The sequence below is a fragment of the Treponema sp. OMZ 838 genome (assembly GCF_000775995.1).
Classification (GTDB): domain Bacteria; phylum Spirochaetota; class Spirochaetia; order Treponematales; family Treponemataceae; genus Treponema.
Map to the genome: position 1 here is coordinate 1860128 of NZ_CP009227.1, position 23751 is coordinate 1883878.

Genomic DNA, 23751 nt, shown 5'->3' on the forward strand with positions numbered 1-23751 from the left:
TAGGAGATTATGATGTACGAAGCTGGACATGTTTTTTTAGCAAGAATCGGTAAAACGACGCTCCGTCCGGGCGGTATTGAAGCTACCGAATGGCTGATTGATCAGGCTGCAATAACACAGGAGACAAAGGTTCTTGAGGTTGCGTGCAATAGAGGGCGCACCATGATTCAGTTGGCACAGAGATTCGGATGTGCCGTTACAGGTGTCGATCTTGATGAAAATGCCTTACAAAATGCGAAAGCCAATATCGAAAAAAATAATCTACAAGAGAAACTTACGCTGATACACGGAGATGCAACGGCATTACCGTTTGAAGATAATAGTTTTGATGTTATTATCAATGAAGCAATGCTGACCATGCTGGTGGGCGACCGCAAAGACAAAGCTCTCAAAGAGTATTTCCGTGTGCTTAAACCGGGCGGTAGAGTAGTAACACAGGATGTTTTTTTACCGTTAAAGACGCGGCACAGCAAAAGGAACTCAGAATGGGTCTAAGCAAGACTATTAACGTAAACGTCGAGCCGCTCGATGCCGAGGGGTGGAAGAGCCTTTTTTTCCGGAACGGATTTACCGTAACACAGAAATGCGGAATGATGACCCTGCTCAGCCCCCGCGGTTTGCTCCGAGATGAAGGCTTGTGGAATACGCTGCATATTATCCGGTGTGCACTCAAGAAAGAAAACAGAGTAATGTTCTCCAAGATGTACCGTTACTTTAACGGACACAAGTACGAACTGGGCTATATCTGCAACGCGGGCGTAAAATCGGCAGCGGTCTAATGCTTAGTGTTCAACTCAAAGCCTCACTCCCGTTTATTCCGCCGTATTTGCGCCTACCGTTTCGGTGTAGACCTCTTTGTTGAGCACTTCCAGCGACAGCTTTGTTCCTTCCGGAACGGTGTACGGTACGGAATATGCGCCGCCCGGATGCCGGAATGAGGTAAGGAGATCCTTATCCCCGTTGGGATACGCCGCATAGAGCGAAACGGTAAAGGGGTAGGGGAACTCTGCCAGTGTTGTTTTGAGGATACCGGACACCATGCCGTCTGCCGGTTCCGGCAGGGAAACGGTCAGTGTTACCGGAGAAAATACCGGAACTTCGCTCTGTGCTGCGGCGCTTTGCTGTTGTACGGTAATATCCGTTCCCGTTGTGCTGCCTGCTGTAAAGGCAAAAGTTACCGCAGCTCTCTGCATTACCTGATATATTTTTTTTAGATCGGCGCCGGCCATATTGGGAACTTGGGTTGTTTCTGCTTGCGTTCCCTTGCTTACCACAAAGGTCAGCTCCATATTATTCGCAATCGGAGTTCCCGCTGCGGGTTCCTGCTCAAGGATGGTTCCTGCGGGTTCGGCGCTGTATTTTGTCAAATACGGCTGTTTAATCTGGAGGTATTGGCGGCTGCCGGAGGTAAACAACTCCCGTATCCGATTTTGTACATCTTCGATGTTCTCTCCGATATAGTTCTGTACCGTATCGATGACAGTCCCTTGGCTTACCACCAGCTCGATCCGTTTGCCGCCTTTGACGATAGCCCCCGGGCTGGGATCCTGCTCAAGGATAAGCCCCTTCTCATCTGCTTTTTGAGAATAGCGGAGCTGAATGCGCGGATAGAGCTCACGCGCCTGCAAATCGAGCAGCGCTTCGGGTAAATCTTTACCGACAACATTCGGTACCATCACTTGCTCGGCACTTTTTAACGAAATAAAAAAGACCAGCGTCGAAACCGCAACAAAAACGATGAGCATCACCAACGATGTAATAACAATTGTTTTTCCGTTTCCGCTGATATCATCAGCAATATCACCTATACTCATACTTAATCCTTAGATTTATGTTTCCGGAAGAGATCGGAGCGTCGTTCCGATAAAGCCGGCTGCCCCGTTTAAAAAATCCTTCCATTGCATTGCTTTTTTTGTTTCCTTCTGGAGTATCTGAACTGCCAAAATACTCTTGCCTGTTTGTACCAATACGCCTTCCCGTTTATCAATGCCGAGTACCAGTCCGGGTGTTTCGGGAGATTCCGCCGCTGCGTTCCCCGTATACGGATGAGCCTGTATAATAGAAAGTTTTGAACCCATCCAATAGGTAAAGGCTCCCGGCCACGGGGTGTAGGCGCGTATTTTTCGATCTATTGCGCCGGCATCATCTTGCCAGCACAGTAATCCGCTATCTTTTTCCAACAGCGTACAATAGGTTGCTGCTGCATGATTTTGCTGTGTTGCGGTGACAGAACCCGTTTCTACCGTTTTAAGCGCTTGCACGATGAGCGAAGCGCCGAGTTCTGCACAGCGGGTTAAGAGCGTTTCGGTCGTATCGGACGGTTCAACCGGCAGCTCTTTTTGAATAACGATGTCTCCCGCATCCATTTCCTGCGCCATATACTGAACGGTTACACCTGTTGTGCTATCTCCTGCAAGGATTGCTGCCGGTACCGGACTCGGTCCCCTCCATCGGGGCAGCAGGGACGGATGAATATTGAGCGCTCCGTGTGGAAATAATGCCAGCGTCTTCGGGCCGAAAATCTTTCCATACGCAAAACATACCATTATATCAGGTCGGAGCGCCGCTACTGCTTCGCGAAAATCCGCATTTAATTTTTCCGGTGTAAAGACCGGTACCTCTTGAGCGATGACGCCGCGTTCTTTTAGTTCGGCAACCGCCTGCGCTACCGCAGAGTCTGCATATTTTTTGCCGCGTCCGACACGGGCGGGCGGAGCCGTTAACACGCCGGCAAGAGGATAGGTCTTTGCTATTGCTCGCAAGGCCGGGATTGCACAATCGGGAGTTCCGGCAAAAAAAACGTTCATTATGCACGCGCCCGCTTTTTTGCTTCGCGCTGTTTTTTGCGCTCTTGTTGTTGAGTAAACTTTGCAATGAGGTTATCTCGTTCTTTTTCGGATAGCCGGTCAATGAAAAGGACTCCTTCAAGGTGATCATACTCATGCTGGATGACCCGCGCGAGTAAACCGGTTGCTTCTATCGTCCTGCGCCGTCCGTTCATATCCTGATATTGCACGGTAACGGCTTCGGGGCGAACAACGTCCGCATACATTTTAGGGATGCTTAAACAGCCTTCTTCATAGCTGCATTGTTTTTCCGAAGTGCCGACAATGAGCGGATTAATGAATACTCGTTCCACGCCGTCATCGATTTTTACGATAAAAAGTCTTACATTTTTTCCTATCTGAGGCGCCGCCAAACCGATACCTTTATCCTCATCCATCGTTATAAACATTTCCCGTATCAGTTCATGCAAGGCTTCATCAATATGCTCTACCGGCTTTGAGGGCTGCCGGAGCGTTTCTTCACCTAAATACAGTACCTTCATCGCGCATTATAGTACAAAATTTATGCCGTGCGGTCAATGTGTTTACAAAGTGAACGTACCGGAAATCTCTGTCCCGCATCTATCAGCTACTTGACTTTTTTGGGGTTATTTGGCATTATCGCCTGTATTCACGGTGGGTGTAGTTCAGTGGTAGAGCGCCAGATTGTGGATCTGGTTGTCGTGGGTTCGAACCCCATCACCCACCCTTTTACGTTTATGCTCGTTGTGCATCACTAAAAGCTAACTGAGTTTTTAGTGATGCACATAAATTAGTCTGTTTTGGGCATGAGCGAAAAATGCGCCTGTAGCTCAGTTGGATAGAGCAACGGACTTCGAATCCGTAGGTCGCACGTTCGAGCCGTGTCGGGCGCACGTTTTTTACCCATTCATATTTTTTACAAATCCCGTTACTCATCACTGGATAAATCTTTTACATACAAGAGTCCTTTCTGCTCAAACCCTTCCCGTTCAAGTAGCGCAATCACATGAGCCGGTGCGCAAAAGTCGGCAAATATCAGTACATCAGCCAAAGGTTTGGCATACGTACAGGCTCGCTGTAGAAGCTCTTTACCGAGTCCAAGCCCCCGATACTCAGGCAATACCCGCAAGAACGGAATACAAAAACTTTCATTAAACGGGAAGGCAATGACGGAGCAAACCCCGCACAACCCGTTTTCATTGTATGCAGTGATATACACAGCATTATGCTGAGTTGTACCGTACTTCTGTCCGGCTGCGGCGCAAACATTCGCATCAAAAAATGCTGTGTATCCAAGTAGGCTACCCGCTTCAAATGCTGCCTTTTCGTCAAAGTCGTCAAAGGATATTATCTTATCACTGTCGTCGGATGTTGTTTCCGTTTTACGGATAAAATTTCGCAAAAGTTCGGTATTCAACGCATCGTATTTTTCAATCTGAAACGTAAAATCTTCCTGTAAAAGCTGACTGTCCGTTTCATCTTCAAAACTGATTTTTTCCAGTCCCCAGAGTTTTCGCAGATCATTATACCATTCGTACACGGCAGCATTCATCTGCTGATCCTTGAAGCGGTACCATTCGCGTTCAACAGCAGGTGCGGTTTTCAGCGCTTCTTTATACCGGCGAAAGACGCCTTTCCGCTGTCCGAGCGCATTGAGCAATGCCTCCCGCAGTAGCGGATTATGCACCAGTGCAGTAAACTGCTCCATCACATGGAAACCATGCGCGGAAGTCCATTTAGGAAGATTGTAATAGCGCTGTTCGTCGATAACCGTTTCATAATTATCGCCAATGGTATCTGCAGCAACACAGACACCTTCAAGTGCATCGAATAAAAGAATTTCCGTTTGATTTTCCATAGAAAAGATAATATCGTTGAGCATTTCGGGGGATAAAATAAATGTCATACCATTTGATTATATCATAAAATAAGTGTAATATGTAGCGGATTATCTCTAGGGCATCTCTAAAAACTCGGTTAGCTTTTTAGAAGTTCCCTCTGAAAGATGGGAGGTCGTATATGAGCGATATTGTGTATATTGAAGGACGTGAGATTCTCGATTCTCGCGGAAATCCTACTGTTGAAGTTGATGTTGCATTGAGCGACGGCAGTTTCGGACGTGCCTGCGTTCCGTCGGGAGCATCTACCGGCGAGTTTGAAGCGTTGGAAATGCGCGACGGTGATGCAAAACGCTACGGCGGCAAGGGTGTGTTAAAGGCTGTTGATAATGTGAATACCATTATTGCGGAAGAGCTTGAGGGAATGGATGCCTTGGAACAGGCTGAAATCGATCAGACTATGCTCAACCTGGATGGAACACCGAATAAGTCAAAACTCGGCGCCAATGCGATGCTCGGCGTTTCGATGGCGGTTGCACGCGCTGCTGCCGACTATGTCGGTTTACCGCTGTACCGTTACTTGGGCGGCGCACATACACTGCAAATGCCCGTGCCGATGGCAAATATCATCAACGGCGGCAAGCATTCCGACAACAAAATCGACTTTCAGGAATACATGGTGATGCCGATCGGCGCCGAATCCATTCACGAAGCGGTGCGCATGACGGCGGAAGTGTTCCATGCTTTGAAGAGCCTTTTGAAAGCAGACGGCAAAGCTACCTCTGTCGGTGATGAAGGCGGTTTCGCTCCGGATATCGATAACGAAGCGGCGCTGGAGTATATTATGAAGGCGATCGATAAGGCAGGCTATAAGCCGCGCACCGATATTGCCATCGCGCTGGACTGCGCTTCTTCCGAATTGTTCGACGAGGGCGGACGCAAGGGCTATAAATTCTGGAAGTCTAATCCGGATAAGCTGTTCACTGCGGATGAGATGATCGAAATCTACAAAAAGTGGATTAACACCTATCCGATCGTTTCTATCGAAGATCCGCTCGATCAAAATGATTGGGAAGGCTATGCCCGCCTGACCAAAGAACTCGGCAGCAAAATTCAGATTGTCGGCGACGACTTCTTTGTTACCAACACCGAACGGCTGCAGCGCGGTATTAAGGAAAAGGCCTGTAACTCCATTTTGATTAAGCTCAATCAAATCGGCACGGTTACCGAAACCATCGATGCGGTACGTATGGCGCAGAACGCAGGCTATACCGCCGTTATTTCTCACCGCTCAGGCGAAACCGAGGATGCGTTTATCGCCGATCTCGCTGTTGCGCTGGAAGCAGGACAGATCAAGACCGGTTCGATGAGCCGCAGCGACCGTATTGCAAAGTACAACCAGCTGATCCGCATCGAAGAAGAACTCGGCTGCCAAGCCCGCTATGCAGGCGCCGCAACCTTCGCACGGTACGGGTTTTAATATCAATTAGATAAAGGATTTATTTATGAAACAGATTATTGCAACAGACAAGGCGCCGGCCGCAATCGGGCCGTATTCGCAAGGGACAGCCGCAAACGGCTTTATCTTTACCTCCGGCCAGCTGCCGATCGATCCCGCTACGGGTGCTTTTGTTCCGGGCGGTATTGCCGAACAAACCCGCCAATCGCTGATGAACCTGAAAGCGGTACTCGAAGCAGGCGGCAGCAGTTTGGACAAGGTGCTTAAAACAACCGTGTTTTTAAGCGATATGAACAACTTTGCGGAAATGAACAAAGTGTACAGCGAGGTATTCGGTACCGGAAATTATCCGGGGCGCTCAGCTGTAGAAGTTGCCCGTCTGCCGAAAGACGGACTGGTCGAAATTGAGGCAATCGCTCTTGCGTAAGTTGATTTTAGCGCTGCCGCTTGCGGCAGCGCTTGTTTTTTTCGCTTGTACAAAACAAAAGACAGAAACCGAAACGTCGCCGGCACAAAAAAGTGCATCGGCAGCGCCGGTTGAAGTTCCGTCCGCCAATCATTGGAAATATTTCTCCGTTGCCGATAACGGTTCCGTGGAATTAAAAAATACCGATGCTGTTTCCGAAATACCTGCCGCAGTGTTTAAACCGTGGACGGAGGCGGTTCAAGTTGCCGATTTCGGTTTAAATAACGGGAATGCCGTTTTTTTAATCAATAAATGCGGACTGTATCCGATTCGTTCTTTACAATCCAGCGCGAAGCTTCCGGTTGGACATGAGCTTTTTTCACAGGCTACCGCCGGAGATCTGTATACGGTTGACGGGCAGTTTTTTATCCGCATTTACCAAAATTCTATCTTTTTATCGCGCGATACATCTGAAAATACGCTCTTTTTATTGCGTGCCGATTCCGGATTCTCATCGTATACACCCGTGGCTGATGTAACGTATCTGCATTTACCGAAAGGAGCACAGTGTAAATCGCTTGAACAGGTTGGCGGTCAATGGTATGCGAGTTTTAAGGCTGATAACGGAACGGATATTTCCTTCTCGTATGTAAAATGCAGTAACTTTGCTTCCTTTATGCAGAAGGATGCCTATAAACATATCGAACAACTGTCTGCAGAAGAATTTAGAGCAGCCTGTGAGCCCCCGCTTTATAACCGGATGCCGGATATGCTCAAAGAATTAGCGGACACAATCGAAAGTAATAGAGATTTGTACTTGAAAGTATTCACCGAAGATTCGGCGGATGGTAGCGTTTTCTTTAAACCTGCACGGAATCAAACAACTGATACTATGGAAGAGAGGGTTCCGGTAACCGTTTATGCAGTTCAGTATTCCCTAAGTGACGCTAGCCGAAGTGCTGCTCTTCTTTTACCTGACGGAACGTTGATGCTTAATGCGAGCAGGCGCGGTATCCGAAAAGTGCAGCTGCCGTCTTTACCGGAAAACTTTAGCTATACTGCGTTTTCTATCTCGGATACGGCCATTACTGCCGCGTGGGAAGAATCGATATTCTATGAAATCGGCCGTGCAGGAATTTTTACCGCTAAGTTGAGTGAATTAGGACTGTAAAAGTCTAATGTTTGTTTTCAGCCGCTGAAAAACTGAGCGGCTGAAAACGGCTGAACTTACTTACGCAAACTTGCGGATTATATGCACTTATCGTGCACGATTGCTCTCACCTTATGAGAACATCCCTCTGCCGTTTTGCGTCGGGGTTGTTGATTATGAAGGGAAGCCCGAGCAGCAGCTCGTCGATGCTTGTGATAAGATGCCGCGGACGTATCTTGTCTTTAAACTCAAGCAATTGCTTAAATATGTAGAGAGATTCATCAAGCACCTTGCCGATCAATCCCGGGATCCTGATTCGTACTTGCAGCGTCCATCGTGAAATAAAAATCATTGCTTGCAGAACAACTGCTTTTTCCAAACCGTTCATCAAGGCTCCGCTTGTGAGCGAGAAACTTCCTATCGAAAACAGTTCTCTTCCTACCGGAATAAAGATATGACACGCTACTATTCCTACCGTCGAAATACAAAGCGGCACCCAATATATTTTTTGTTTTTCTGCAATACAGAGCAAAAAGCCCGCAGTAAAAATGACAGCCTTTGCCGGTAAGCCCGGTATAAAAAGGAGTGCAATCAACAAGGTGAAGCCTGTTATCAATCGGAGCCGCGGATGAGCGGCAGGATTCGTATTGTCCGGTAGCCGAACGTATAACGGGGAATCTGTGTCCCGTATATGGGCATACCATTCGGATTCCGCTTCAAAGCTTTCGCAAAAAATACCGAGGATTAAAGACGTTACCGCACCGATAAAGAGAAAGGGCGGCACCATATAGCGGATACCTTCTCCGAAAATAAAGAATCGCCCGATAAAAAGCTGTATGCAGTTTGATACAAAGGCACCTGCCATGCTGATCCCCGCAAGCGAGAGCGCTTTACGGGGAATTTTATGCAAGGCATACATCATAAGCGCGGCACCGATTGTCCCTGCTGCCGAAAACAGGACGAGATAAGAAAAGAGCGTTCCGCTGATAAACGCCTGCCCGAGAATTTTTATCATCGTCAGCAATAAAAACGCCGGAAACGATAACACATCAAGTGCGAGCATCAACGGAACATTCGCAAGACCTATCCGCAAAAACGGCAGCGGCTTGGGAATAACAAATTCAATAGCCGAAAGGAAGAAACACAAGGCGCCGAAAACCGGCACCAGCGCATCCTGTTTTTTGTTCATAGTATAGCCGGTTTAATGACAGCCTGAGCACCCGCCGCAGCCGCCTTCACCTGTACCGCAGCTGCTTCCGCAACCGCCTGCGAAGGATTGCTGAACTTCTTCAAGCTCTTCGGGTGTAGCATCCCGCACACCGGCAATCTTTATATCGAAGTGTAGTGTCTTTCCGGCAAGCGGATGGTTTGCATCCAGTGTGATAATATCGCCGTCAATGGCGGTTATAACCACATGATGGCCGCTCGTTTCAAATTCCATACCGACTTCCAGCTGGGTGTCGGGCGGAAATTGGGCACGGCTTACCTCAAAGACCGCACGCGGGTCGATTTCACCGTAAGCCTGCTGCGGCGCTACCGTAAGCGAAAAACTTTCGCCCTCCTCGCGTCCTGCAAGGGCTTTTTCCAAGCCGGGAATAAGCTGGCGATAACCGTGAACATAGTCCAGCGGTCCCATCTGTTCCGATGAATCCAAAATCTCTTGGTTATCATCTTTTAAGGTATACTCAAGGGTAACCAAACAATCGTCTGCAATTTTCATGCTGAATATGATACCGATTTTCCTACGTTCAGGCAAGGCAAAAACTCGAAATGCGTTAGCTCTGAATCCACATCTTGACCTCTATAGGCCGTTTATGCTATATTTTGAAATCAACCGTTTAGTTTTGATGGTATGCACCCGTTCATATATCATCATACAAAAATCTATAAAATACGCGGAGTTATGTATCATGTTTAATGATAGATACTTCCGCAGAAATGTAAACAGAGGTTTTTATGTACGCACTTTTTGAATATAAAGGCAAACAGTATAAGGCTGAACAAGGTTCCAAGATTCTGGTAGATAAGATCAACGAACCGCAGGGAACGGCTATCGATATCGATACCGTTTTACTGGTTAACAATGACGGTAAAGTGTCTGTTGGAGCTCCCTACGTTGCGGGCGCAAAAATTTCGGCAACGGTTGAAGAGAGTATGCGTGATAAGAAGGTGATCGTATACAAGTACAAGAGCAAGAAAGACTATCACCGCACAATCGGGCATCGCCAGCACTACACCTATTTAACGGTTAATTCGATTACCGGGGTGTAAGCGCGGAATGATACAAGTCCTTTTGGAGCTTGATAAAAAGGAGCATCTCCTTTCCGTTGAAGCTTCCGGTCATGCGAATAACGGCGTGAAAGGACATGATATTGTGTGTGCAGCCGTAACGATCCTTTTAAGGACGACTGTACAGGCGCTCGGTTCCGTGCAAGCTGATGTCAGTGCGGAACGGCGCGGTTCGCTTTCTTTTCGGGTTCTTAACTATGACGAAACGCAAAGTGAAAAATTACGGTATGCAGCGGAGTTTTTATGGCTTGGGATAGCTTCTTTACAGGAAGAATATCCGCAAGCGGTTCAATGCAAAAAGATACAGCGGTAAGCACACAGATGCTTATCTGATACGAGGAGGCTACTATGGCACGGAAACGAGGCGGAAGCGGTGCAAAAAACGGACGAGATTCAAACCCTAAATATTTGGGCGTTAAGGTATACGGCGGACAGACGGTAAAAGCCGGTTCCATTCTAGTCCGTCAGCGCGGAACTCCCATCCATCCGGGCGACAATGTCGGCCGCGGCAAGGATGATACCTTATTTGCAACTGTAGACGGTACGGTTGTGTATCATCACCGCAATGGCAGACATTTAGCATCTGTAACGCAAGCGTAGGGATGGACGAGCGGTTAATTCCGCAATGATATTGAGACCCCCTAAAAATTGAATTTTTAGAGGGTACCTGTTGTAAGCCGGCTCTAATGCCGGCTTTTTTTTCGAGAAGGAAACGAGGCGATGATTCAATTTGCGGATGAAGCTTTAATCGAAGTTTCATCGGGAAAAGGCGGGAACGGATGTATTGCGTTCCGGCGGGAAAAATACGTACCTAAGGGCGGCCCGGCAGGCGGCGACGGCGGGCGCGGCGGCGATGTGCTGTTTGAGATTAAACGGAATATGCGCACGCTTGTGCATTTACGCCATAAGCGGGTATTCCGGGCAAAAAACGGCTTGGATGGGCAAGGCTCAAAACGATTCGGTGCGAAGGGCGTCGATTGTGTTATTCCGCTCCCGCCGGGCTGCATTATTAAAGATGCCGATACCGGTGAGCTTGTCTACGATTTCGGCGACCGGACCGAGGGGCTTATTCCTTTCTTGACCGGCGGTAACGGAGGCTGGGGGAATTGTCATTTTAAAACTTCCACCAATCAAGCGCCGCGCACCGCTTTGCCGGGACAGGAGGGCAAGACCCGCCGTCTTAAAATTGAGCTGAATATCATCGCCGATATCGGACTTGTCGGTTTTCCGAATGCCGGTAAATCCTCTCTGCTGGATTACTTTACCAATGCCCGCCCTAAGATTGCGCCCTATCCGTTTACCACCAAAATACCGAACCTCGGCGTACTCCGCATCGATGAGGAACAGGATATTATCATCGCGGATATACCGGGGATATTGGAGGGCGCTTCGGAGGGAGTCGGCCTCGGTATCCGGTTCTTAAAGCATATTTCGCGGACGGCGGGGCTGGCCTTTTTGATTGACCTTTCCGATGAGAATTATTTAACCGCATACGATACCCTCTGCGGAGAGCTTGCAGCCTATTCGGAAGAATTAGCTGCAAAAAAACGGGTTATTATCGCTACTAAACTCGACCTTGAGGGAACAAAAGAGCGGCTCAAAACCCTGCGGGAAAAGCTTTCCGATGTGCCCGTACTCGGTATTTCGGTGTTTAACCGCTGGGGATTGGACGAAGTCCGCGATGCGTTTGTTGCGCTGGTAGAAGAGCTTGCCGCTGCGGATGCGGATAAGAGCGCTGAAGCTTCGGCAGAGAGTGTCGCCGGCGAATGCGTACACGGCACCGCATCCGGTGATGACTGGACGGCGGCCGGTTTATCGGCAGATATGGCTGCGGGTGGTGTGTTCGATTTCGATAGCGCTGCCGGCGGCGGTTTTAACGATAGTGCTGCAGGAAGCAATCATTTTAATGCCGTCGGCGGTATGCAAAAGACTATCGTACCGGCTGCGGCAGACAATAACTTTATGCATGCAGAGCTGGAAGATCCTGTGTATGTGCAGCAGGAAGGTTTCGGCGCAACGGTGAGTTTAAGCCGCAAGCGGAAGGGGAAAAAATGAGGCTCGCCGTATTGGGCGGATCTTACAATCCTATTCATATCGGCCATTTGATGCTTGCTGATGCGGTTGCTCTCCGTTACGGATACGACACCATAGCCTTTGTCCCCGCATTCTTATCACCCTTTAAAGACGGACACTCCGGCTGCACCGCCGAGGACAGACTCGCAATGGTCAAACTCGCAATCGCCGATAATCCGGCTTTCTACTGTGAACCCTGCGAGATACAGCGGCAAGGTGTTTCGTATACCATCGATACGTTACAATTCCTAAAGAAAAAATTTCCTCAATGTGAAGGAAAAATCGGGCTGATTATCGGCGATGATTTACTGGAAGGCTTTGCTGGCTGGCGTGAAGCAGAGCGCATACCCGATTATGCCGATATAATAGTAGGAAACCGTATTATAGACCGGTATTCGACGGAACAAGCCGCTTCTGCGGGCAAGGTTCCTCATTTAAGGGTAGATAATGCCTTGCTGCCGGTGTCTTCAAGCGGAATACGGGCAGCTATAAAAGAAAAAAAGAGCTGGCGCTATCTTGTACCTTCAGGCGTATACTCGTATATTAAAGAACATAAACTCTATGAATGATATCCGTATTGAAAAACTCATCACAGTATTGGATCGGTATGCACGCCGCAATCTTTCCGATCACCGCTATGAACATTCATGCAGGGTTGCCTCTTATGCGGAAGAACTTGCCCGCCGGTATGGTTACGGACACAGGCTTCAGCGGCTTTGTTATCTCGCCGGTATTTCCCACGATATGTGCAAAGAAAAGCCCATCGGCTTTCTACTCCGTACGGTACGGACAGACGGGCAGCCTGTTACGCCCGATGAAGCAGCGAATTCCGAGTTACTGCACGGGCGGGCAGCAGCGGTTTTATTGCAGGAGCATTACGGCATTCATAAAAAATCGCTTTTAAATGCGGTACGCTATCATACATCCGCTTCTACCAAGTTTGATGCGTTGGGGCGGATCATCTATATTGCGGATAAAATCGAACCCGGCCGGAAAAATTGCGATTACTTACGGGAAAAGGTTGAGCAGCTGACGCTCGATGAGCTTTTTCTTGAAGTGCTGAAAGAGGTTATCGGCTTTGTGGAGTCAAAAGGACAAACAGTGCAGGCGTGTACGTATAAAACATATCGGTTTCTAAAAGAGAGGCGGATGCAAACAAGCCATCGGGAGGCAAGGAATTGAAAGAGGGAAAAAACATCATCTTTTTATTGCTCATCTTAGCGATGCTCATTCCTTCGGGGGTGATTGTGGCACGGAATCTCAATGTTGACCCTATCAGCACGTCCCTTTCCGAGGATAATGTGCTCAAGGTGCTGTTTATCATCGAACACGACAATGTGCCTATTTCTACGAATGTTATTGCACACTATTCGCAAACACGGCGCGCGGCAATGTTCGATATCCCTGCGAATATCGGATTGATTTTGCCTCAACTTGGACGTACCGGCGGTATCGGCTCGCTTTATACGGAAAAGGACGCGGCTGTTTATAAGAAAGAAATTGAAAAACTGACCGGTGTTGACATTCCGTTTTATATTGTGTGTTCGCTGACCGACTTTATGTATTTAACCGATTTGCTCGGCGGTATTTCGGTTTTTATTCCTTCTTCCGTCGATATCGATTCCGAACAATATGGAAAGATTTTGCTCCCCTCCGGTTCGGTACTGTTGGACGGCGATAAGGTTCGCGACTATTTGTTGTATGAAGATGAGGCGGATGCCGAAGGTGAGGCGGTAACCCGCAAGCAAAAAGCGGTATTGGCCTTTCTCCGCAGTTTATATGAGCATCCCGAAATGCTCGAAAAAGAACAGTTTAAGGTGTTCAGCCCGCTGCTGCACAGCAATGTTACCGGCGGAAATTTAAAACAGCTTTTGGAATACCTTTGCAAAATCGATTCGGAGCGGTTAGTACCTCAGCGTTTAACGGGCGCCGTGCGTATCGTCGATTCAAAGGAATTACTCTTTCCGTTCCGCGACGGTCAGCAGATAAAGGAAATTATTGGACAGACGCTTGCCGCGCTTGCTTCAAAAGAAGGTACAACGCTGGAGCGGGTGTACGCGTTGGAAGTCTTAAACGGCACTGATATTAACGGACTTGCACGAACCGCCTCCGAGCTCTATCAAAGTTTCGGGTATGATGTTATCCGTGTTGGAAATGCGGCGCAAACGGGAGTGGAGCATACGGTTTTAATCGATAGAATCGGGAACGAGGCGGTAGCAAAGATTGTCGGACAGGTTGTCCGTTGTGAAAATATCGAATCTGCCCAAATCGGTGATGATCATTCCGGTAGCGAAACGAATGTTGACTTTACGTTGATACTCGGTAAAGATTTTAACGGTTATTCGGTACGGCAAAAAAAATAGAAGAGAGGATATATGGAAGTTAATTTTGAACAGGCAGCTTTAACATTTGGAACTATTTTGCGTGATCTTAAAGCGGAATCGGTTGTAGTGCTCGATTTACGAGAGGCGCATATTTGGACGGATTTTTTTGTGATTGCGACTATAGCGAGCGGTAAACAGGCCGGCGGTCTTGAAGGCAAAATTATGGAAGCGGCGAAAGAAATGCAGATTGAAGAATACCGGACTATCAGAAAAAGTCCGGATGGCGACGAATGGAAACTGCTCGATTTCGGCTCCATCGTTGTGCATTTAATGAGTCCTACCGCACGGAAATTCTACGACCTTGAACGCTTGTGGTATGACAGCCCTAATCTGTTAACATAAGGTATAAAGTATCGGCGCTTCTTAAAAATAAAATCTTGGAATTCCGATAATGATTGCAGGAGTATTGTAATGAAAAAACTCATTTTTATGATATTGACCGCACTGTCGGTACTCATGGCACGGACGTATGCGGCTGCGGATACAGCTCCATCAAAAACAACTGCCGATAAAACCGTACCGCAAGTAAAACAGCAAGCGGAACAGGATGCCCAAAAGAGCGGAATGGAAGAACCGGAAGAGAAAAAACAAGAGCTTGATGAGATTGAAAAAGCCCGGCAAGCATTGCAGTACGGATTGGAATCGGAAATACTTGAGGTAGTCAATAAGGTTGAGAAGCGTGATTTTGAAACGATGCAGGACGATTTTAACCGCCTGTTTATGGAGACAAAGAGTCCTGCCGTGCGAGAAGGTCTTTTCGGTTTATACCAAAAATATAAAAACACTCAACTGACGGAAGCTGCGGTTGCAGTATTGGCAGACTATGAAGCCCAACAGCGGACGTTGGTAAAGGCGGTGTTGTCTTACCTTGCAACGGTAAAACCGGAACTCACTCCCGCCTTAAACGAGGCTCTGCAAAAAATGCTGACTCAAGATACGGCGGAGTATGGTGCGGAAACGGTTTCCGTATTAGGCGAAATCGGCAGCGATGAAGAGGCTGCCTTTTTAGCAGACTATTTTGATAGCTTGACAATTGACGATGCAAAGCAGGAACTTATTTTAAAACAGACGATTATGGCTGCGCTCGAAAAGCTGCACAGCGAAGATACCCGTGCGTTTTTATCGGAGCGGGCGCAGGATGAAAACGAAAATATTTACGTTCGTTCCAGTGCTATTGCCGGACTTGCTCAAATGGGGAATCCCGATATTGTGCCGCTGCTGGCGGAGTTTTTTGAACAACCGGAACCGCAGCTGCGGGAAGCCGCAATACGGGGTGCCGCCTCTTTCGATACGGATGAAACCCGAAAGCTCATCTTGCAGGGATTTAAAGACAGCTATTATAAGGTTCGGCTCGAATCCTTAAAAACCGCACAAAAGACAAAGATGGCGGAAGCAGCGCCGTATGTATTATACCGTGCGAAGTATGACCCGACGGATGCGGTTCGCTTTGCAGCGGTAGAAACGCTGGCGGTATTGAATACGGCAGAAGGCAATACATGGCTTGCCGAAACATTCCGTGATTCTAAAAAGAGCGAAAAACTGCGAGTTACTATTCTGAGTTCGGTGTTGAAGCACAATTCTGCGGCGCTTGCAGCTGATTTGGATACGGTGGTGCTGGCAACCGTAACGGATAACAAGCAAAAGAAACTACGGTATGAGTTCGGTAAGGAAATTGCAAAAATCGAAAATACTGCAACGGCAGAAATTTGCAAAGCTTTTTTACAGAGTGATGATGTATTAACCAAGAGTATCGGGCTTGATATGTTTAAGACGAACGCTCCGGCGGATGCCCGTGCCTTAGTGGAAGCTATCGCGCAAGACGAAAAACAAGGTGCACTGCAGCGCCGCGCCCGGCGATTGCTGGAATAACGGGTAAACGGTATTCTTGCTGCCTTGGTGTACGGCATATCTTGGCAGCATGAGCCTCCCCCGATGAACCTGCTGCCGACATCGATAGGCGGCAATCTACGGCTTGCATAAACTTTTTCTTTATGGTATTCTCTATATAGAACTTTATTATCCTTATAAATCTAGGCAGGAGTCGTTCAAACGGCTCTTTTTTTGTTTACGGGAGTTGATGCAATGGAATATGTGCAAAAAGAAACCGTTCCGTATTTTACCGATTATGAACAACTGGTTACCGGTCTTGGATATAAATTGGTTGATTTACAGATTGTTCATCAAAAAACAATGTGGCTGGTAAAGGCCGTTATCTACAGTAAAAATGGAGTCGGGATAGACGATTGCTCAAAGGTACATCGGGCGTTATTATCGCGTGCAGAAGTTCTGCTCAATTCTCAAGATATTCAAATGGAAGTAAGCTCTCCGGGGCTTAACAGAGTAATAAAAAATGCAGCGGAATTTCAAGCCTTTATCGGAGAAAATATAAAGGTGTTGGAAGTTTCCTGCCCCGATTGGCTTGAGGGTGAATTGCTGGCTGCGGATTCGACGGGTATCTGTTTAAATATTTCCGGCGGGCAAAGGGATATCCGGTATGCGGATATAAAAAAAGCGAAATTGAATAAGATCTAAGGAGTCGTGATGGCTGGGGTAAGTATTGAAGATGTCCGAAAATTCGCGTTAGAAAAAGAACTGGATGAAGATCTTGCATTTAAAATTGTTGAACAAACATTGAAAGCTGCATACAAAACGGCTTTTAAGACCGATGTTAATGCGGTAGTTATTACCGGTGATGATGCAGTAAGCATTTATGCACGTAAAAAGATTGTTGATGATGTTGTGAACCCTGTGCTTGAGGTAGATATAGAAGAGGCAACAAAACTTGCGCCTGACTGCGAACTCGGCGATGAACTTCTTTTTGAGCTGGATCCTAAGGATTTTAAGCGCGGCTCAATTCAAGCGGGTGTGCAGCGCGTGCATCAATCGACGAGAGAAATCCAAAAAGACAGCATTTATTCCGAGTATAAGGCGAAAGAGGGTGAGATTATCATCGGCTATTATCAACGGAAGAAAAACGATAATATTTATGTCGATCTCGGAAAAGTTGAAGGGCTTTTACCGCGGAAATTTCAACTTCCACAGGAAATATATCATCCGAACGATAGAATAAAAGCCCTTATAAAAGAAGTAAAAAAACACCGGCAATCAAATGTGGTACAGCTCATCCTTTCTCGTACCGATCCCGATTTTGTGCGCCGGTTAATGGAACTTGAAGTTCCTGAAATTTACGATAATATTGTTGAATTGTACAAAATCGTCCGCGAACCCGGCTACCGGACAAAGGTTGCCGTTATCTCTCATAGAGAGGATGTGGATCCCGTCGGTGCTTGTGTCGGTCCGAAAGGTACCCGTATTCAGACGATTATTACCGAGTTGGAGGGAGAAAAAATCGATGTGCTTGAATATTCGAGCGATCCGGCAGTATTTATTGCCAATGCCCTCTCACCGGCTGAAGTATTGGATGTTGTTATCCTTGATGCGGAAAAGCGTACGGCGCTTGCCGTTGTCGCGGAAAGTCAGCTTTCAATTGCCATTGGAAAGCAGGGCTTGAATGTTCGGTTGGCCAACCGGCTGGCAGATTGGAGTATCGATGTAAAAACCGAAAAACAGTTCCAAGAGATGGATATCCATGCCGAAACCCGTAAGGCTGCGGAAGAGCTGTTTAATGATGAGGCTGTTTTACTGACCGAGGTTGAAGGTATTGACCCTGATGTGTTAGCGCTCTTGCATGAGAATCATATTGAAACGGTTGAGCAGTTCTTGGATACTTCGCATCAAGAACTCTGTGCGCTTCCCGGTATGTCGGAAGAAAAAGTTAAGACTCTTGAGGCATTGATCAACGAATCATTTGAGATCGTCAATGAGAATCAGGAACCGGAACAGGAAGCCCAGCCTGAAAATCAAACAATGTCTGCACCTGCTGAGGATGCGGAAGAAGAAGTATACGAATGTCCCGAATGTGGGGCACCGATTACGATCGATATGACAGTCTGTCCTAACTGTGGTGTCGGTTTAAGTTTTGAATATGAGGACGAAGAATAGGAGTTGTATGGCAGAAGGTATCGAAAATACTCAGGAACAAAAAGTTATTCTCAAAAAGGCAAAGCCCGATTCTGCATCGGTAGCGGCAGCCCAGCCTCAAGTACAGCAGGCCGTAGAACAGAAACCGGTACGGACAATAAAACGTAAACTGAAACCGGTAGCGCATCCTACGGCGAACGCAGCTCCAGCCGGCGCAGCAGGAAATCGTCCTGCCGGCGAGCAGAAGCGGCGTCCTGTTGTATCTTCAACTCCTGCGGATTCTTCCCCTCAGGTGAAAAAAACACCGGAGCATTCGGCGCAGCCGTCGGAACGAAAAAGTTCTGCTTATACGCAGGGGGAAGAAAACCGCCGCGTACAAAAGCATAGCGGCGAACGCACGGAACGCTATGATAGGAATCGATCTGAAAAGCCGATGCGGAGAGAAAATACCGAAACTCAATCTCAAACTCAACAGACACAATCGCAATCGGATAATAAGAATCAAATCCGTTCACTGGATTTAAGCAGCAAACGGCCAGACCGCCGTGCGGGAAACCTTGCGGGTGGATCCAAGCCGATGAACCGGTTCGGTAACCAAGGTAACCGGCATAATAAGCCCGGCTTTACCGGCGGACAGGGACGAACCCAGCAGCAACAGGATGGACGCGGCGATCAGAACAACCGCGGAGGACGTCCGGGCGGCTATTCATCGGATAGACCGCGGACAGGCGGCTTTAATAAGCCCGGTTTCCAAGGCGGACAGAATAGAGGTGGTGCCGGCGGTCGTCCGATGTCAAGCCCGATGCCGCTTGAAACCAATAAGCAGAATACCAAAAAGGCGTTTAAGGGCAAAAAGACTTATTCACGAAAGGATCAGGAAAGCGAGTTCTTTGAAGAGAAACTGCTGCAGCAGAAGAAAAAGGCTAAAGAAAAGGTAAGCGCCGTTCCTAAGAGCATCGAGATGATGGAATCCATTTCCGTTGCAGAATTAGCTCGAAAGATGAACCTCAAAGCATCGGAGCTTATCGGTAAATTGATGGAAATGGGCATGATGGTAACGATGAATCAATCCATCGATGCGGATACTGCAACCATCCTTGCTTCGGAATATGAGTGTGATGTTAAAATCGTCAGCCTCTATGATGAAACCATTATCGAAACTGTCAACGATGAAGATGCAGAGTTGCTTACCCGGCCGCCGGTTGTTACCATCATGGGACATGTTGACCACGGTAAAACCAAGACGCTTGATGCTATCCGCAGTACCAATGTTACCGCCCATGAGTTCGGCGGTATTACCCAGCATATCGGCGCCTATATGGTATCTACCCCCAAGGGAAATATCACCTTCCTTGATACGCCCGGCCACGAAGCATTTACAATGATGCGCGCGCGCGGCGCCGAGGTTACCGATATTGTCGTATTGGTAGTTGCGGCCGATGACGGTGTTATGCCTCAGACGATTGAAGCGCTGAACCACGCGAAGGATGCAAAGGTTCCGATAATCGTTGCAATCAATAAAATCGATAAGCCGGAAGCAAACCCCGATAAAATAAAAACCCGCCTCGGTGAACTCGGTCTTGTTGCCGAAGAATGGGGTGGAGACACGATATACGTTCCCATTTCAGCCTTGCAGAAAAAAGGTATCGATGACCTGCTCGATGCAATCCTGTTACAAGCGGAAGTATTGGAACTGAAGGCAAACTATAGCTGCCGTGCGGAAGGAAAGGTTGTTGAATCTAAGATCGATCACGGACGCGGCGTTGTCGCAACGATTATCGTACAGCGTGGAACCCTCCGAACGGGCGATCCCTATGTCGCAGGTGTTTATTCCGGACGTGTTCGTGCTATCTTTAACGACAAAGGTGAAAAGATCGACGAAGCAACGCCGAGTATGCCGGTAGAGATTTTAGGACTTGAAGGAATGCCGAATGCGGGCGATCCCTTCCAAGTAACCGAATCCGAACGCATGGCTCGCCAAATTTCGTTAAAACGGCAAGAACTCAAGCGGTTTGAAGATTCACGTAATGTGAAGAAGGTAACGCTCGATAACCTGTATGAAACGATCACCGATGGTGAAGTCCTTGAACTCAAAGTAATTATTAAGGGCGACGTACAGGGATCGGTAGAAGCCTTGAAGCAATCGCTTGAAAAACTGTCTACAAAAGAAATACGCTTGAATGTTATCCATGCGTCTGCCGGTGCTATCAATGACTCCGATGTTATGCTCGCTGCAGCGGATTCCAATGCAATCATTATCGGCTTTAATGTTCGTCCCACATCGCAGGCAAAGGCGCTTGCCGAACAGGAAAAGGTCGATATTCGTAAGTATAATGTTATCTATAAAGCCGTTGAAGAAATTCAGCAGGCTATGGAAGGAATGCTCAGCCCCGACATTAAAGAGAACGTTATCGGTATGGCTGAAATCCGCAGCGTCATTAAAGTACCTAAGATTGGCAATATCGCCGGTTCATATATACTTGAAGGTACGGTAAAACGGAGCAGTACGGTTCACCTTATCCGCGACGGCATTGTGGTGTTCTCCGGTAAGCTTGCGTCCTTGCGCCGATTTAAGGATGATGTCAAGGAAGTGGCTGCAGGTTACGAATGCGGTATTGCGCTCGAGAACTTCAACGATATAAAGGTCGGCGACCAGCTGGAGATTATCGAAACCGTCGAGGTTGCCCGTAAGCTGACTGATACACAGCATTATGAAGCCCCCGAAGCTCATACCGGTAACGGAGAAGCAGCTGAATGAGTGAGTTCCGTTTGGATAAACTCGCGGAGCAAATCCGCGAGGAAATTTCTCAGTTGATTTTTTCAGGGAAGATAAAAGATCCGCGCGTTTCCAACTTTCTTTCGATAAACAGAGTAGAAGTGTCCGGCGACCTTGCGTACGCAAAGGTGTATGTTTCCAGCTTTATGGATACGCATAAGACAAAGCAGGGCGTTCGGGGTTTGGAAAACGCGGCGGGATTTATCCGCACAAGCTTGGCAAAAAAGCTGCATATCCATCAGTGTCCTCAGTTTACCTTTATCTATGACGAAAGTATCGAAGAGGGCTTTAATATGGTGAAAAAACTTGAAGCCTTAGAAGCCGCCTCGGATTCCGGGAACAATGCCCAAAAGTGAACCCCAATTTATTATCCCTTTTGCAAAACCGTCCGGTATAACCAGCTTTACCTCTCTTTGGCAGGTAAAACATGCGCTCGGTACTAAAAAAGTGGGGCATACCGGTACGCTCGACAGCTTTGCTGACGGTTTACTTGTATTGCTTTCCGGGAAACTGACCAAACTTGTACCGTATATCACGGATTTTGATAAAACCTATCGCGTGCTGTTCTATTTCGGGAAGGAAACCGATACGCTCGATCCCGAAGGCACCGTCATCGCCGAAAAGCCGCTTCCGGTGTATGCCGACTTCGTTGCGGCGATCAAGCAGCTGACCGGAACCATCGAGCAAGTGCCGCCTGTTTATTCGGCGGTAAAGCAGGCGGGGGAGCGGCTTTCCGATAAAATACGGCGCGGAGAAACGGTAACCGTACCGCCTCGAACCGTTACCATCTATAATATCGATATCGAAGAAATTTTTTATGCACCGAAAGTTGATACGGATGCCGAAAAATCCGAAGCAGGCGCAGCTCAAAAAGTGCTGGGCGCGGTGCTGTGTGTGCGCTGCTCCAAGGGAACGTATATCCGTTCATTGGTGCGGGATATTGCCCATCGATGCGGTTCTGCCGCGTATGTCTATGCGCTCCGCAGAACGGCAGTTGGGCCATTTACCCTTGAACAGGCGGCCTGTTTTTCGGCGCTGCAGCCTTTCGGAAGCGCTGCAGTGAGTACGGAAGGTGCACCGTATTCGGTTACCGAAGAAGAGATAAAACGGGCGGCGCTGCCTTTAAATGAAGAAATCGCCGGTGCCATGCATTTTCAAATAGCGGTGCTTCAAGAGAAATATTATGCTGCGTTTATGAATGGAAAGCCCATCAACGGGCACTGGTTTACAGGTACGCAACCGCTTTCTGACGGCGGAACTATCGCGGTGTTTTACGAAAAACGTTGTGTAGGTCTGATCATAAAAAACGGTAACCGGTTTCATTATCAAATAGTATTTAACAGGGGTACTGTAAACGCATCAGATGCGTAAATTGATTTGTGCAGCGTATATTACAAAGAATCTGAGGCGTTTGCCCTGATAGGCTGGCTGGAGTGATGAAGATTATCTATTGGGATGATTTAATAAAAGGAAAAAACTTGTATCCGCAAGGTTCCGCTATTTCGATAGGTGGGTTTGACGGGCCTCACCGCGGGCACGAGCGTATCTTGTCGGCGGTGTTAAAGGCTGCACGACATAAGGGCATTCCCGCTGGAATCATCACTTTTTTCCGGTCTCCTCGGTCGGTTAAGGCGGGAAATACTTATGCAGGCGATGTTTCTACACTGGAAATGCGACTGCAAAAATTTGCCGAGCAAGGATTTAGCTTTACGGTGCTGATTGACTTTTCCGCTGATTTCGCTAAAATAAAAGGTACTGTTTTTTTTGACATACTAATAAAAACTATCTGCATAAAATATCTTGCCGTTGGCAGTGATTTTACCTGCGGGTATCGCCACGATACGGGAGTAGGGGACTTACAGCGCCTTGCTCGTGAAAGGGGCTTTTGTTTTGATTCCATTGAACAGCTTTATTCGGCACGGCAGGTGCGTATCAGCTCAAGCGCAATACGGCAGGCTGTTGAACAAGCTGATTTCACCCTTGCAAAAGACCTTCTCGGGTATCCTTTTTTCTTAGATGTCGAAAAAATAGTCCAGCGGAGAGAGAACACTGTATGGTCTATCGAAAAGTCGGCTGTAACACAGATTCTCCCACAGAGCGGACAGTATTCAGCCTGCGCGTATTTACGGTCGGGGGTGATTATTCCCGTACAGGTGAAAGTTACGGATACTTTGCTTGAAGTTTCCGGAGAGACCGCAGCGCCGGTTCCGTTTGCCGCGGAAACATTAATACATAAATTGGAATTTATACGGAAGGAGTAAGAAATGGCACTTACAAAAGAACACACTGCATCGGTTGTTATGAAATTCGGTGCAAACGAAAAAGATACGGGCAATACCAAAGTTCAGATTGCGTTGTTGACCGATAGGATCCGACAGCTCACCGAGCACTGCAGAATCAATAAAAAGGATAAGAGCAGCCAGCGGGGGCTTTTGGTATTGGTAGGACAGCGTCGGCGCTTGCTGAAGTACTACAAGCGTACCAACCTCGAAGGCTACCGTGCCCTTATTAAAGAGTTAGGCTTGCGCAAGTAAGATACACGCTGCTTAATGTACCGGAAATTGCTAATAGCGAACGTTTTAGTAATT

The 23751-nt window shown here is 47.7% G+C and carries 26 protein-coding genes, 2 tRNA genes and 1 pseudogene; 23 read left to right on the forward strand and 6 right to left on the reverse strand.

Features of this window, described 5'->3' with window-relative positions; all coding sequences use genetic code 11:
* Nucleotides 1-9: 9 nt before the first annotated feature.
* Nucleotides 10-495, forward strand: a complete 486-nt coding sequence (locus tag QI63_RS13330) for a class I SAM-dependent methyltransferase (protein WP_235619670.1) — start codon at nt 10-12, stop codon at nt 493-495.
* Nucleotides 486-779 carry a hypothetical protein gene (locus QI63_RS13335; RefSeq protein WP_235619671.1) on the forward strand — a complete coding sequence of 98 codons (294 nt, stop codon included), beginning with the start codon at nt 486-488 and terminating at the stop codon, nt 777-779. The genes QI63_RS13330 and QI63_RS13335 overlap by 10 nt, the downstream gene beginning before the upstream one ends.
* A gap of 33 nt (nt 780-812) precedes the next feature.
* Here QI63_RS13335 and QI63_RS08505 read toward each other — a convergent pair whose 3' ends face one another.
* Genes QI63_RS08505 through def form a run of 3 tightly spaced genes read right to left on the reverse strand, consistent with a single transcriptional unit; the run spans nt 813 to nt 3328 of the window.
* Entirely contained in the window at nt 813-1814 is a 1002-nt protein-coding gene (locus QI63_RS08505; RefSeq protein WP_044015526.1) for a PASTA domain-containing protein, read from the reverse strand.
* A 15-nt stretch (nt 1815-1829) separates the two neighbouring features.
* The gene (gene fmt, locus QI63_RS08510; RefSeq protein WP_044015528.1) at nt 1830-2807 is read right to left on the reverse strand and encodes a methionyl-tRNA formyltransferase; all 978 of its coding nucleotides are present in this window, start codon (nt 2805-2807) and stop codon (nt 1830-1832) included.
* Nucleotides 2807-3328, reverse strand: coding sequence for a peptide deformylase (gene def, locus QI63_RS08515; RefSeq protein ID WP_044015530.1), 522 nt, complete (start codon nt 3326-3328; stop codon nt 2807-2809). The genes fmt and def overlap by 1 nt, the downstream gene beginning before the upstream one ends.
* A 133-nt stretch (nt 3329-3461) precedes the next feature.
* Here def and QI63_RS08520 point away from each other — a divergent pair.
* Both QI63_RS08520 and QI63_RS08525 read left to right on the forward strand, forming a co-directional pair.
* Nucleotides 3462-3533: transfer RNA gene (locus tag QI63_RS08520), tRNA-His, on the forward strand.
* Between the two features lie 93 nt (nt 3534-3626).
* Nucleotides 3627-3700: transfer RNA gene (locus tag QI63_RS08525), tRNA-Arg, on the forward strand.
* Between the two features lie 35 nt (nt 3701-3735).
* Here QI63_RS08525 and QI63_RS08530 read toward each other — a convergent pair.
* On the reverse strand, nt 3736-4713 hold the full coding sequence (locus QI63_RS08530) for a GNAT family N-acetyltransferase (protein ID WP_044015532.1): 978 nt from the start codon (nt 4711-4713) through the stop codon (nt 3736-3738).
* 113 nt (nt 4714-4826) lie between these two features.
* Here QI63_RS08530 and eno point away from each other — a divergent pair, with 113 nt between their 5' ends.
* Genes eno through QI63_RS08545 form a run of 3 tightly spaced genes read left to right on the forward strand, consistent with a single transcriptional unit; the run spans nt 4827 to nt 7681 of the window.
* The gene (eno, locus tag QI63_RS08535; protein WP_044015534.1) at nt 4827-6125 is read left to right on the forward strand and encodes a phosphopyruvate hydratase; all 1299 of its coding nucleotides are present in this window, start codon (nt 4827-4829) and stop codon (nt 6123-6125) included.
* A 25-nt stretch (nt 6126-6150) separates the two neighbouring features.
* Nucleotides 6151-6531 (forward strand): RidA family protein, encoded by a 381-nt coding sequence (locus QI63_RS08540; protein ID WP_044015536.1) that lies wholly within the window; start codon nt 6151-6153, stop codon nt 6529-6531.
* Nucleotides 6524-7681 (forward strand): DUF8086 family protein, encoded by a 1158-nt coding sequence (locus QI63_RS08545; protein ID WP_235619672.1) that lies wholly within the window; start codon nt 6524-6526, stop codon nt 7679-7681. Before QI63_RS08540 ends, QI63_RS08545 begins: the two co-directional genes overlap by 8 nt.
* A 106-nt stretch (nt 7682-7787) precedes the next feature.
* On the opposite strand, the gene QI63_RS08550 is transcribed toward QI63_RS08545, so the two are convergent.
* A complete protein-coding gene (locus QI63_RS08550) occupies nt 7788-8849 on the reverse strand; it encodes a Gx transporter family protein (protein WP_044015538.1) in 1062 nt (353 codons plus the stop codon).
* Between the two features lie 12 nt (nt 8850-8861).
* Nucleotides 8862-9380, reverse strand: coding sequence for an FKBP-type peptidyl-prolyl cis-trans isomerase (locus QI63_RS08555; RefSeq protein ID WP_044015539.1), 519 nt, complete (start codon nt 9378-9380; stop codon nt 8862-8864).
* Between the two features lie 236 nt (nt 9381-9616).
* Here QI63_RS08555 and rplU point away from each other — a divergent pair, with 236 nt between their 5' ends.
* The 16 genes and pseudogenes from rplU to rpsO all read left to right on the forward strand — a co-directional run bounded on the left by rplU (nt 9617) and on the right by rpsO (nt 23697).
* Nucleotides 9617-9931: a 50S ribosomal protein L21 gene (rplU, locus tag QI63_RS08560; RefSeq protein WP_016522145.1), complete on the forward strand. Its 315-nt coding sequence runs from the start codon at nt 9617-9619 to the stop codon at nt 9929-9931.
* A 7-nt stretch (nt 9932-9938) separates the two neighbouring features.
* Complete coding sequence (locus QI63_RS08565; protein ID WP_044015541.1) at nt 9939-10262, forward strand: ribosomal-processing cysteine protease Prp; 324 nt, start codon at nt 9939-9941, stop codon at nt 10260-10262.
* 35 nt (nt 10263-10297) lie between these two features.
* The gene (rpmA, locus tag QI63_RS08570) at nt 10298-10549 is read left to right on the forward strand and encodes a 50S ribosomal protein L27 (RefSeq protein ID WP_006187878.1); all 252 of its coding nucleotides are present in this window, start codon (nt 10298-10300) and stop codon (nt 10547-10549) included.
* A gap of 120 nt (nt 10550-10669) precedes the next feature.
* Nucleotides 10670-11689: pseudogene (gene obgE / locus QI63_RS08575) on the forward strand (GTPase ObgE); the annotation flags it as partial.
* Between the two features lie 311 nt (nt 11690-12000).
* Nucleotides 12001-12591, forward strand: a complete 591-nt coding sequence (gene nadD / locus QI63_RS08580) for a nicotinate (nicotinamide) nucleotide adenylyltransferase (RefSeq protein ID WP_044015545.1) — start codon at nt 12001-12003, stop codon at nt 12589-12591.
* The gene (gene yqeK / locus QI63_RS08585; RefSeq protein WP_052185530.1) at nt 12584-13204 is read left to right on the forward strand and encodes a bis(5'-nucleosyl)-tetraphosphatase (symmetrical) YqeK; all 621 of its coding nucleotides are present in this window, start codon (nt 12584-12586) and stop codon (nt 13202-13204) included. The genes nadD and yqeK overlap by 8 nt, the downstream gene beginning before the upstream one ends.
* Nucleotides 13201-14385 (forward strand): LCP family protein, encoded by a 1185-nt coding sequence (locus QI63_RS08590; RefSeq protein ID WP_044015547.1) that lies wholly within the window; start codon nt 13201-13203, stop codon nt 14383-14385. Before yqeK ends, QI63_RS08590 begins: the two co-directional genes overlap by 4 nt.
* 12 nt (nt 14386-14397) lie before the next feature.
* On the forward strand, nt 14398-14748 hold the full coding sequence (gene rsfS / locus QI63_RS08595; RefSeq protein WP_044015550.1) for a ribosome silencing factor: 351 nt from the start codon (nt 14398-14400) through the stop codon (nt 14746-14748).
* A 69-nt stretch (nt 14749-14817) separates the two neighbouring features.
* Nucleotides 14818-16275 (forward strand): HEAT repeat domain-containing protein, encoded by a 1458-nt coding sequence (locus QI63_RS08600; RefSeq protein WP_044015552.1) that lies wholly within the window; start codon nt 14818-14820, stop codon nt 16273-16275.
* A gap of 213 nt (nt 16276-16488) precedes the next feature.
* Complete coding sequence (gene rimP, locus QI63_RS08605; RefSeq protein WP_016522137.1) at nt 16489-16938, forward strand: ribosome maturation factor RimP; 450 nt, start codon at nt 16489-16491, stop codon at nt 16936-16938.
* Between the two features lie 9 nt (nt 16939-16947).
* Nucleotides 16948-18408: a transcription termination factor NusA gene (gene nusA, locus QI63_RS08610; RefSeq protein WP_044015554.1), complete on the forward strand. Its 1461-nt coding sequence runs from the start codon at nt 16948-16950 to the stop codon at nt 18406-18408.
* Between the two features lie 7 nt (nt 18409-18415).
* A complete protein-coding gene (infB, locus tag QI63_RS08615; RefSeq protein WP_044015556.1) occupies nt 18416-21145 on the forward strand; it encodes a translation initiation factor IF-2 in 2730 nt (909 codons plus the stop codon).
* Nucleotides 21142-21519, forward strand: coding sequence for a 30S ribosome-binding factor RbfA (rbfA, locus tag QI63_RS08620; RefSeq protein ID WP_044015558.1), 378 nt, complete (start codon nt 21142-21144; stop codon nt 21517-21519). The genes infB and rbfA overlap by 4 nt, the downstream gene beginning before the upstream one ends.
* Nucleotides 21506-22534 carry a tRNA pseudouridine(55) synthase TruB gene (truB, locus tag QI63_RS08625; RefSeq protein WP_044015560.1) on the forward strand — a complete coding sequence of 343 codons (1029 nt, stop codon included), beginning with the start codon at nt 21506-21508 and terminating at the stop codon, nt 22532-22534. The genes rbfA and truB overlap by 14 nt, the downstream gene beginning before the upstream one ends.
* 65 nt (nt 22535-22599) lie before the next feature.
* Nucleotides 22600-23424, forward strand: a complete 825-nt coding sequence (locus QI63_RS08630) for an FAD synthetase family protein (RefSeq protein WP_044015562.1) — start codon at nt 22600-22602, stop codon at nt 23422-23424.
* Between the two features lie 3 nt (nt 23425-23427).
* A complete protein-coding gene (gene rpsO, locus QI63_RS08635) occupies nt 23428-23697 on the forward strand; it encodes a 30S ribosomal protein S15 (RefSeq protein WP_044015564.1) in 270 nt (89 codons plus the stop codon).
* The last annotated feature ends 54 nt before the right edge of the window (nt 23698-23751 follow it).